Annotated in this window: 6 protein-coding genes; 3 read left to right on the forward strand and 3 right to left on the reverse strand. The window is 73.5% G+C overall.

Annotated features, from left to right (window positions below):
• Positions 1–2: 2 nt before the first annotated feature.
• Positions 3–1,052: a phytanoyl-CoA dioxygenase family protein gene (locus BLR33_RS28370; RefSeq protein ID WP_093787481.1), complete on the reverse strand. Its 1,050-nt coding sequence runs from the start codon at positions 1,050–1,052 to the stop codon at positions 3–5.
• Between the two features lie 653 nt (positions 1,053–1,705).
• Between BLR33_RS28370 and BLR33_RS28375 the strand changes: the two genes are divergently transcribed.
• From BLR33_RS28375 to BLR33_RS28385, 3 genes are all read left to right on the forward strand, one after another.
• Positions 1,706–3,214, forward strand: coding sequence for a glycoside hydrolase family 3 protein (locus BLR33_RS28375; RefSeq protein ID WP_093787482.1), 1,509 nt, complete (start codon positions 1,706–1,708; stop codon positions 3,212–3,214).
• A gap of 322 nt (positions 3,215–3,536) precedes the next feature.
• On the forward strand, positions 3,537–4,298 hold the full coding sequence (locus tag BLR33_RS35370; RefSeq protein ID WP_176930567.1) for a hypothetical protein: 762 nt from the start codon (positions 3,537–3,539) through the stop codon (positions 4,296–4,298).
• Between the two features lie 263 nt (positions 4,299–4,561).
• Positions 4,562–8,044, forward strand: a complete 3,483-nt coding sequence (locus tag BLR33_RS28385) for a phosphodiester glycosidase family protein (protein ID WP_093787484.1) — start codon at positions 4,562–4,564, stop codon at positions 8,042–8,044.
• Positions 8,045–8,132: 88 nt separating this feature from the next.
• Here the strand turns inward: BLR33_RS28385 and BLR33_RS28390 are convergent, their stop codons facing one another.
• Both BLR33_RS28390 and BLR33_RS35375 read right to left on the reverse strand, forming a co-directional pair.
• A complete protein-coding gene (locus BLR33_RS28390) occupies positions 8,133–9,401 on the reverse strand; it encodes an aminotransferase class I/II-fold pyridoxal phosphate-dependent enzyme (protein WP_093787485.1) in 1,269 nt (422 codons plus the stop codon).
• Positions 9,402–9,485: 84 nt separating this feature from the next.
• The coding region (locus tag BLR33_RS35375; protein WP_218136716.1) for a hypothetical protein at positions 9,486–10,208 on the reverse strand (723 nt) is incomplete at its 5' end.

A 10,208-nucleotide genomic window follows, 5' to 3' on the forward strand; every position in this document is an offset into this window, starting at 1 on the left:
CGCTACTCTCCGGCCGCCTGGTCGACAACGTTGCCGTACGGCGTGTTCCACGAGTCGCGGCCCAGCAACCGGGCGCCCAGCTCGGTGAGTTCGGCCGGTCCGTAGCGCAGCGACTCGTGCTTGTCCCGGTCGCCGACCAGCGTCTTGTTCCACTCCGGGGTGCTCAGGGTGCGCCAGGACTCCACCCGCGAGCGGCGCAGTTCCTCGTGCGACTCCAGGGCGGGCATCATCGCCAGGTACTGGCAGGCGCGCACGCCGTCCGCCGACAGGTTGGGGGCGACGCCGTGGGCGAGGGCGCCGTTCCAGATCAGCAGGTCGCCGGCCTTCAGATCGGGCCGCACCACGGGGAACTCGTCGGTGTCGATGCTCGGGCGGATCGGGTCCCGGTCCTCGGGCTGGGTCGCCTTCCACTCCTCGAAGCGGTGGAAGAGCTCGGGGTTGCACTGGAAGCCGCCCTCGTCGGGCTTGGTGTCCTTCAGCGCGATGATGCCCTGCACCCGCTGCGGCAGCACGTCCAGTGTGCTGTCGATGTCCCAGTGCAGGCGGATGTCGAAGCCGCGCTCGGTGGGCGCGATGAGCGCGCGGTCGCGGTTCTTGATGTTCGGCGGGTTGAGGTTGAGCCGGTCCAGGGTGACCCACAGCTCCTCGCAGTCCCAGACGTCCACGAAGGCGTCGTAGACCCGCTGGGCCTGGCGGCTGTCCCACATCAGCTGGTGGTGGTAGGCCTCGACGAAGCCGTAGATGTGCAGCTCGCGGTCGAGGTCGTCGCGGAACTTCGGCTCCTCGTACCAGGTTTCCGGGCGCTCGGGATCGAGGCCCTGGAACTCCCATGCGAAGTCGAGCAGTTGCTGCGCGTGTTCGGCGGTGATCGCCTGCTCCACCACGACGTAGCCGTATTTCTGCCAGAAGGCGAAGTCGTCGTCCGACAGCACGCGGAGTTCTTTCGACTTGCGCAGGTCCCGGAGCGGGACCGGGGCGTCATAGCTCTCGCCGTCCGCGCTGGAGTAGGGGATTTCCGAGGAGGCTCGGTAAAGCCGGTCAGGCGTCAACACGTCGGTCGCTCCCAGGGTTCGGATCAGCTTCCGGGCAATGCCCTTGCGGTGCCGGCAACAGTCGTGCCGCAGGCCCGCGCTGCTGTCGGTGCGCGAGAGGATACGCACGGCAATGGGTGGGCGCCCGGGGGAGAAAACGCCTGGCGGTGGGGCTCGGGGACCGCCGGTGGACACCGTCGGGCACCGCGGGGCTCTGCCGGCCAGCGTGATCGTCCGCCGGGGCGCACGCCGCGGCTGTCGCTCGCTGAACTCGCGTGGTCCTAAACTGGACTAGACCAACTCGACCTGTCAAATGACAGGTCGGGGGACAGTGTCCCGACAACCGGCCACCGCGGGTTGTGCGGCGGCATTGCACCGGCGAAGGCAGGCTTATCCGGAACTCCTCCGAAAGGGCCGTTTCCGCACCTCGCACAGGGTGCCCGGATGATCATCCGCGGGTGACCGGCGAATTCCCGTTGCCGTACGCACTTATCGGGCGACGCAGAGTCGTCAAGCGTGTTGCCGCGGGCTTGTCGTGAAACCGCCGCGGGGTGCGGCGGGGCTGCCGCGAGCCCGCCGCGGCGAAGGCTGCGGGGTGCCTTGACACCCAAGATCGGCTGAGCCACTATCCGTTGGTCTGTACCAATCCCGGCTCCCTGCGAAAGGCTCCGCCGATGTCCGCCAGCAAGCACAGCCGTGAGCTGCGAGGACTCGCGCTCTCCGTCCTGCAGCCGGGATTCGTCGGCACCGAGGCGCCGGAGTGGGTGCTGCGGGCCATCGCCGACGGCCTGTCCTCCGTGGTGCTCTTCTCCCGCAACATCGCCTCCCCCGAGCAGGTCGCCCGGCTCACCGCGCAATTGCGGGCGGAGAACCCGGAGTTGATCGTCGCCATCGACGAGGAGGCCGGCGACGTCACCCGCATCGAGTCCGCGACCGGCTCCACCCGGCCGGGCAACTTCGCGCTCGGCGCGGTGGACGACACCGAGCTGACCGCCGAGGTCGCGCGCGACCTGGCCCGCCAACTGCACGCGGTGGGCGTCACGTTGGACTACGCGCCGAGTGTGGACGTCAACTCCAACCCGGACAACCCGATCATCGGCGTGCGCTCCTTCGGGGTGGAGCCGGACCGGGTGGCCCGGCACGCGGCGGCCTGGGTGAGCGGCCTGCAGTCCGGCGGGGTCGCCGCCTGCGCCAAGCACTTCCCCGGCCACGGCGATGTGGCCGTGGACTCCCACCACGGCCTGCCCAGCTACGACGCCGACCTCGACACCATCGCCCAACAGGCGCTGCCGCCCTTCAAGGCGGCCCTCGCGGCGGGCGTGCGGGCGGTGATGAGCGGTCACCTGCTGGTGCCCGCCTACGACCCTGACGTGCCCGCGACGCTGAGCAGCCGGGTCCTGGGCGGCCTGCTCCGCAAGGAGCTGGGCTTCGACGGGCTGATCGTCACCGACGCGATCGAGATGGGCGCGGTCACCGGCCGCTACGGCATCGAGGGCGCCACCGTGCGGGCGGTCGCCGCGGGCGCCGACGCGGTGTGCGTGGGCGGTGAGAGCGCGGGCGAGGACACGACCCAGGACCTCGCCGACGCTCTGGTCGAGGCGGTCGGCTCGGGCGCCCTCACCGAGGCGCGGCTGGCCGAAGCATCGCGCCGGGTGAAGGAGTTCGCCGGCTGGTCGACGCGGCTGGCCGGTTCGGTGCCGGTGGACCCGGTCGGCCGCGACATCGGGTACGTGGCCGCGCGGCGGGCGGTGCGGGTCAGCGGTGCCGAGGGCGTCCTGCCGCTGGCCGCGGCCCCGCACGTGGTGGAGCTGGTGCCGTCCACGAACCTGGCGATCGCCAAGGAGACCCCGTGGGGCGTCGCGGCGCCGCTGCGCGAGCGGCTGCCCGGGACCACCTTCGTCCGCGTCACCCACCGCCAACTCGCCGACGAGCCGAGCGTGCTGACCGCCCACGCGCTCGCGCCCGCGGCCGACCGCCCGCTCGTGGTGGTGGTCCGCGACGCGGCCCGCAACCGCTGGATGGGCGGGGCGCTGGCCACCCTCACCGCGGACCGCCCCGACGCGATCGTGGTCGAGATGGGCCTGCCCGAGGACTCCGGCGCGGGCGCCCTGCGCATCTTCACCCACGGCGCCACCGCCGCCTCCGGCGTGGCCGCGGCCGAACTCCTCGCCGGCTCCCGCTGACCGCTCCCCCGGCGCACGGCAGGTATGGCCGAACCCGGCCGCCGGGCCGTCCCCGATCGCGTCCGCTCGTGCCCGTCGGGCCGGCTGATGTCCGCTCACCCCCCGGGTCACCCCCGGGTCGCACCCCCGGTCGCGCCAGGGACCGCCTCCCCACTGCTCACCCCAGTCCCACCCGGCCCCACCCGTCCCCGTGGCGGGGAAAGGTCGGCTTGATCGCCACCCCGGTGCTGGTGCGCCGGAGCCGCAGCCGCGACGATGGGGCTGGACACGTGGGAACCGCCGCGGGGAAGGTCGGATGGGGAGCTCGGGAGGGACACGCCCGGTGAAAGTGACGGACGGCCGGGTGCGCCGGTTGGTGAGCCTGCCCTGTGACGAGGACGGGGCGGTGCGGGTCCGGCTGCACCTGCCGTGCGCCGAGGGCTTCGTGGGCGCCGCCGAGATGCGCACCCTGCTCACCGGCGACGTGCTGGTGCGCGCGGTGGCGGCCGGCGGCCGGCGGGTCGAGCACGACCTCGCCCACCCGCCCGAGCAGGCCGGCGGCATCACCTACGTCCGCAGCACGCTCGGCATCCCCCCGCCCTCGGGCCTGACCGGCGAGCCGGACGCCCACCTCTTCGGCAGTTCCCTCCACCAGCCCGAGGACGGGCTGTGGATCGAAGTCGGCGAGGTGTCCGACACCGCCGCCGAGCCCTTCGACACCGGCAGCGTGGACCCGCTGGCGATCCGGCTGGTGCTGCTCGGCCAGTCCTACCGGCGGCCCCTGTCGCTCACCTTCCACGACGTGCTGGAAGCCGACAGCACCCTGCGCGCCTGGCGGGCCCGGGCCGCGGAGTGGGCGCACGCACCCGCGCGGCCGGTCCCCGAGGTGTTCCGCCGCCGGGTGGCCGACGCGCTGGACGACGACCTGGACACCCCCGCCGTGCTGGAACTGCTGCGCACGGTCGCGGCCGCGCGCAATGTGCCGGCGGGCGCGAAGTTCGGCACGGCCGCCTTCGTGGACCGCGTCCTCGGCCTCGACCTCACCCGTGACGCCCGGGCCGGCGGCCCGGCCGAGGGCATCGAGGGCCGCGCCGACGCCCTGTAGCGGACCTGGCCCCGCAACGGCCCGCGCCGGGACCCGTACCACCGCGTGCACACCCCAACGCTCAGGACACCGGGCGCGGTTCGCCAGGGGCGCCGCCAATTCGGCGGCGCCCCTTTCCCGTTGCCTTTCCCGTTGTCCTTCCCCTTGCTTTCCGTCGTTCCAGTTGTCTGAACCACTGGCGAATTCCGCGTCGCCGCAGGACGGGAAGAAATATCGGTCCGCCGTTCATCCCGGGGTCCCCCGCAGCCCATACGTTGCCCCCCATGGACCCTGAGAGCACCCCCAGCACCGGGAGCGGCGCCGCCGCGGGCGTCACACGCCGCGGGCTCATCGTCGGCGCGGTCGCCGCCGGACTCACCGCGACCGCGGGCACGACGGCCGCCCGCGCGGGCACGCCCGGCGGCACCCCGGCCGCGGCCGATTCCGCGGGACCCGCTTTCCCGACGGCCCCCCGTTTTCCGGATTTCACCGCGCCCGACTACCGACTCACCGTCCCCGGTGAATCGGTGGCCACCGACCGCACCGACATCCCCGTCGCCCCCGGAATCGTCCTCACCTCCTTCGACACCTTCGGCCGCACCGGATGGACCCGGGTGCACGTCCTCAACGCCGACCTCGGCCAGGCCGGCGCGGACCTGCTCGGGGCCGGGGTGAGCGACCCGCAGCCGGTGGCGCAGGCGGCGAACGCCGCCCACGCGGTGGCCGCCGTCAACGGCGACTACTTCGACATCACCGAGACCTACGCCGCCGAAGGCCCGGAGATCCAGGGCGGCGAGCTGCGCAAGGCCACCACCCAGCACGCCACCGTGGCCGCGCTCGGCGCCGACCAGGTGGCCCGCCTGGCCGACCTGGTGCTCACCGGCTCGGTCACCGTGGCCGGCACCAGGCGCCCGCTGGCGGCCCTCAACTCCGCGTCCGTGCCCGCCGACGGCATCGCCGTGTTCACCCCGCAGTGGGGCCACGGGGCCCGCACCCTCATCCAGGACCCCGGCCCGTACACCGAACTCGTCGTCTCCGGCGGCAAGGTGACCGCCACCGGCGCCGCGATCACCGACACGCCCGTGCCCGACGGCGGCTACGTCGTGCTCGGCCGGGGCGCCGCCGCCGCGGACCTCGCCGCCGCCCGGCCCGGCGACACCGTCACGGTGGAGTTCGCGCCGCAGACCGACGCGCCCGTCGCGCTGAGGATGGCGCTCGGCTCCGGCTCGGTGCTGGTGCGCGGCGGCACCGCCGTCGACTTCCCGCCCAGCACCGGCAACGACGAGCCCAAGCCGCGCACCGCCATCGGCTGGCCGGCCGGCGGGCACCGGCTGCTGCTGGTCGCCGTGGACGGCTCGGCGAACTTCTCGGCCGGGCTGAGCTTCGACGACACCGCCGCCCTGATGGTCCGGCTCGGCGCCGACGAGGCCCTGATGCTCGACGGCGGCGGCTCCACCGAACTCGTCGCCCGCCGCCCCGGCGACACCGCGGCCGGCGTGATCAACACCCCCTCGGACGGCAGCGAGCGGCCGGTGGCCGACGGCGTCGGCCTGTTCGGCGCCAAGGGCTCGGGCCGGCTGCGCGGCCTGGACGTACGGCCGCAGGCCGACCGCGTGGTGCCGGGCCTCACCCTGGACGTCACGGTCGCCGGCTTCGACGAGACCTGGTCGCCGGTGGACGCCTCCGGGCACCAGGTGCGCTACCGGGCCGTGCCCGGCTCGCTCGGCAGCACCCGCCGCGGCGTCTTCCGCGCCGACCGCCCCGGCGCCGGCACCCTGCGGGCCGACGCCGGCGGCGCGGACGGCAGCCACGCGTTGCGGGTCGTCGGCCCCCTGGACCACCTCGCCTTCACCGAGCGGGCCGTCACCATCGACCCGGGCAGCAGCGCCACCGTCCGCCTGACCGGCTACGACGCCGACGGCTTCGACGCGCCCGTGGCCCCCCGCGACGCCGAGCTGGACTTCGACGCCGCCGTCGTCAGCGTGAAGGACGCGGGCGACGGCAGCCTCGCCGTCACCGGCGCCGCCGACGCCTCCGGCAAGGCCACCGTGGTGACCGCCACTGTGCAGGGCGTCACCGCGAAGCTGCCGGTGACCGTCGGCCTGGTCGACGTCTCCCTCGCCGAGTTCGAGCCCACCGAGACCTGGACGGCCGCCTCGGCGCGCGGCACCGCCTCGGTCGCCTTCACCGCCGCCCCCGAGCGGCCCGGCGCCACCGCGGACAACCACGCCCTGCGGCTCACCTACGACTTCACCGGCCAGTCCAGCACCTCGGCCGCCTACGCGGTGGCCGGCCCGGCGCCGATCACCCTGCCGGCCGGCACCAAGCGCCTCGCCCTGTGGGTCAACGGCGACGGCAACAACCACTGGCTGCGCGCCATGGTCTCCTCCCAGGGCACCACCAACGTGCCCTTCACCTTCGCCACCGTCGTGGACTGGACCGGCTGGCGCCGGGTCGTCGGCGACATCCCGGCCGGCTACTCCGACCCGCTCACCCTGGCGCGGGTCTACATCGCCGAGACCTCGCAGACCGACAAGAACGCCGGGCAGCTGGAGTTCGACGGCCTGGCCGCCCAGGTCGGCCAGCAGCCCGACACCACCGAGCCGCCCCGGCCCGACCCCTACGTGGTGGAGCAGGGCGAGGTGCCCGCCCACCACTGGACCTTCGCCGTCCTGTCCGACCTGCACGTCAGCGCCGCGGCCGGACTCGACTCCTTCTCCGGCCGCCAGGCCGCCCTCGCCCTGGACCAAGTGGTCGCCGCCGAACCGGACTTCATCCTGATCAACGGCGACTTCGTCGACGACGACAACCCGGCCGACTTCGCCCTCGCCAACGGGCTGCTGCGCGACCACGTCCCGAGCGGCCTGCCCGTCCACTGGACGCCCGGCAACCACGAGGCCGGCCTCACCGCGACCGGCGGCCTGGACGCCTTCCTCGCCGCGACGGGCCGCCCCAACAAGCAGATCCTGGACCACAAGGGCACCCGGTTCATCCTGCTCGACTCCCACACCGGCGACATGCGCACCTCCGACTGGGACCAGGTCCCGCTGCTCAAGGAGGAGTTGGCCAAGGCCGAGAAGGACCCCGCGGTCACCGGCGTCGTGGTCTCCTTCCACCACCCGCTGCAGGACCCCTCGGGCTCGGGCGCCTCCCAGCTCTCCGACCAGCTGGAGGCGGGCCTGCTCAAGCAGTGGCTGGCCGACTTCCGGGAGAGTTCGGGCAAGCCCGTCGCCCTCTTCAACGGCCACGCCCACACCGCGGCCGTCACCCGCTCCGACGGCGTGCTGGAGGTCAACACCCCCGCGGTCGGCAAGACCCCCTACAGCTCGCCCGACCAGGGCGGCTTCTTCGGCTGGATGCACGTCGGCGTCGAACCGCGCCCGGCCGGGGTGCAGGCCGGGCAGCCCAGCCCGCAGACCCGCGAGTGGCTGCGGGCCGAGAGCAGACCGCTCATCGACGGAATCGAGCTGGACGCCCCCGGCACCCTCAAGAGCGGCGCCTCCACGCAGCTGGCGGCCACCGGCATCACCAGCGAGTTCGGCCTGCGCTTCCCCTTGCGCTTCCCGGCCAGCGTGACCTGGAGCGGCGGTCCGGGCCTGGTCGTGGTGGACTCCGCGGCCGCCGCGCGGACGGCCCGCCGCAGCCGCCGCACGCTCGCCGTGCTCGATGTGTCCACGGGGACGCTGACGGCCGTGCGGGCGGGCCGGGTCACCGTCACGGTGGCCTCCGGCGGCCTCACCGCCTCGGCGGACGTGACGCTGGGCTGACGCCCGGGCCCGTACCGGCGCCGGCCCCCCGCGGTTGCAGGGGGGCCGGGGCCGGCCGGGCGCCCGCACGGACGCAGAGCTACAGGGGTCAGGCGGCCTGCCGCTCGTACCCGACCAGGCGGACGCACACGGCCAGGCCCTCGATCGCCTGCTCCAGCTCCTTCAGGCCCGGGTAGCTGGGCGCGATGCGGATGACGGCGTCGCGCGGGTCCTTCCCGTACGGGTGGGTGGCGCCCGCCGGGGTGAGGACGATGCCGGCCTCGGCGGCCCTGCGCACGACCTCCTTCGCGCAGCCGTCCGGGACTTCGAGCGTCACGAAGTAACCGCCCTTGGGCGAGGTCCACTTGGCCAGGCCGGTGCCGCCCAGCTCCTGCTGGAGGATACGGGCGACGGCCTCGAACTTCGGCTGCAGCAGGGCCCGGTGGCGCTCCATGTGGGCACGCACCCCCTCGGCGTCGCGCAGGAACATCACGTGCCGCAGCTGGTTGACCTTGTCCGGGCCGATCGAGCGCTTGGCGTTGTTGGCCAGCAGCCATTTCACGTTCGCCGGTGAGGAGCCGAAGAAGGCCACGCCCGCGCCGGCCGCGGTCATCTTCGAGGTGGAGCCGAAGACGAACACCCGGTCGGGGTGGCCGGCTTCGGCGGCGGCGCCGAGCAGGTCGGCGATCTCGACCCGCTCGTCGGTGAGGTGGTGGGCGGCGTAGGCGTTGTCCCAGAAGATCCGGAAGTCGGGTGCGGCGGTGGGCATCGCGGCCAGCCGGGCCACGGTGGCGTCGCTGTAGCAGGTGCCGTCCGGGTTGCTGTACTTCGGCACGCACCAGATGCCCTTGACCGCGGGGTCCTCGGCGGCGAGCCGCTCCACGGTGTCCATGTCCGGGCCGTCCGCGGTCATCGGCACCGCCACCATCTCGATGCCGAACCGCTCACACAGCGCGAAGTGCCGGTCGTAGCCGGGCACCGGGCACAGGAAGACGATCCGCTCCTCGTCCGCCCAGCGCGCCTTCGCGCCCGGCATGACGCTCAGCAGGGCGTGCACCAGGCAGTCGTGCATCAGCTCCAGGCTGGAGTTGCCGGCCGCCAGCAGCTGGGCCGCGGGCACCTGGAGCAGCCCGGCGAAGATCTCCCGCAGCTCGGGCAGGCCCTGCAGGCCGCCGTAGTTGCGCACGTCGGTGCCGTCGGCGGCGGTGTGCCGGCCGCCGGGCAGGCTCAGCAGGTCCTCGGAGAGGTCGAGCTGCTCCGGTGCCGGTTTGCCGCGGGTGAGGTCCAGGGAGAGCCCGCGTCCCGCGAGGTCCTGGTAGTCCTGGCGGGCCCGGGCGAGCAGCCCGGCGGTGTCGGCGTGGATCGGCTCGGTGGTCATGGCGTGCTTCCTCTCAGGGGCTGCCACGGTGGAACGGTGGCTCCCCGAGCCTACGTCCGGGCATATGCCACCGTGTGCGGTAGGTCACGTCGCGCTCAGCCGGTAGAGGGCGGCGGCACCGGGGGCGAGGGAGACGTCGAGGACGCCGGAGCGGGCGGCCACCGGGGCGTACCGGTCGCCGCCGGGGTCGTAACGAGCGGCTGCGTACCGGGTGTTGATGCCGACGCGGAGGGTGGCGGGCTTGTCTGCATGTCGGTTGGTGATGAGGAGGTGGCGGGTGTCGTTTGGTTGGTGGGGGTGGGTGTAGAGGGTGAGGAGGGCGGGGTCGCCGGTGGTGTGGGTGAGGTGGGTGCCGGGGGTGAAGGGGGTGGTGCCGGTGGGGGGTTGGGGTTCGTTGGCGTGGTGGACGGTTTCGGTGGTGAGGGGTTTGAGTTGGCGTCCTGTGGGTTGGAGCCAGGTGGTGTTGAGGGTGCGGGCTGCTTGGTAGAGGGGTGTTTGCTGTCCGTCGGTGGTGATGAGGGCTTGGGTGTAGCCCTCGCCTCGGGCGGGGTCGGGGGTCCAGTAGGTGAAGTACTGGATGCCTTTGCAGCCGTAGGCGAGGGAGGTGTTGATCTGCCAGGCGAGTTGGGAAGCGGTGGGGACGGCGTGGCCGTTGAAGCCGGTGGACTGGATGTAGGTCCAGGCGGGGATGCGGGCTGTGAGGGCGGCTTCGCGGATGATGGCCCAGGTGTCGAAGTAGGCGGTGTCGATGCTGCCGTCGGCCAGGATCGGGTACCGGTCGAACGAGATCAACGACGGACGCACCGC

The sequence above is a fragment of the Actinacidiphila guanduensis genome, from assembly GCF_900103985.1.
GTDB classification, from domain to species: Bacteria; Actinomycetota; Actinomycetes; order Streptomycetales; family Streptomycetaceae; genus Actinacidiphila; species Actinacidiphila guanduensis.

What these genes read in the sequence shown, in the direction of transcription:
- BLR33_RS28375 (WP_093787482.1), top strand. Translation starts at nt 1,706, where the DNA reads ATGTCCGCCAGCAAGCACAGCCGTGAGCTGCGAGGACTCGCGCTCTCC.
- BLR33_RS28385 (WP_093787484.1), top strand. Translation starts at nt 4,562, where the DNA reads ATGGACCCTGAGAGCACCCCCAGCACCGGGAGCGGCGCCGCCGCGGGC.
- BLR33_RS28390 (WP_093787485.1), bottom strand. Translation starts at nt 9,401, where the DNA reads ATGACCACCGAGCCGATCCACGCCGACACCGCCGGGCTGCTCGCCCGG.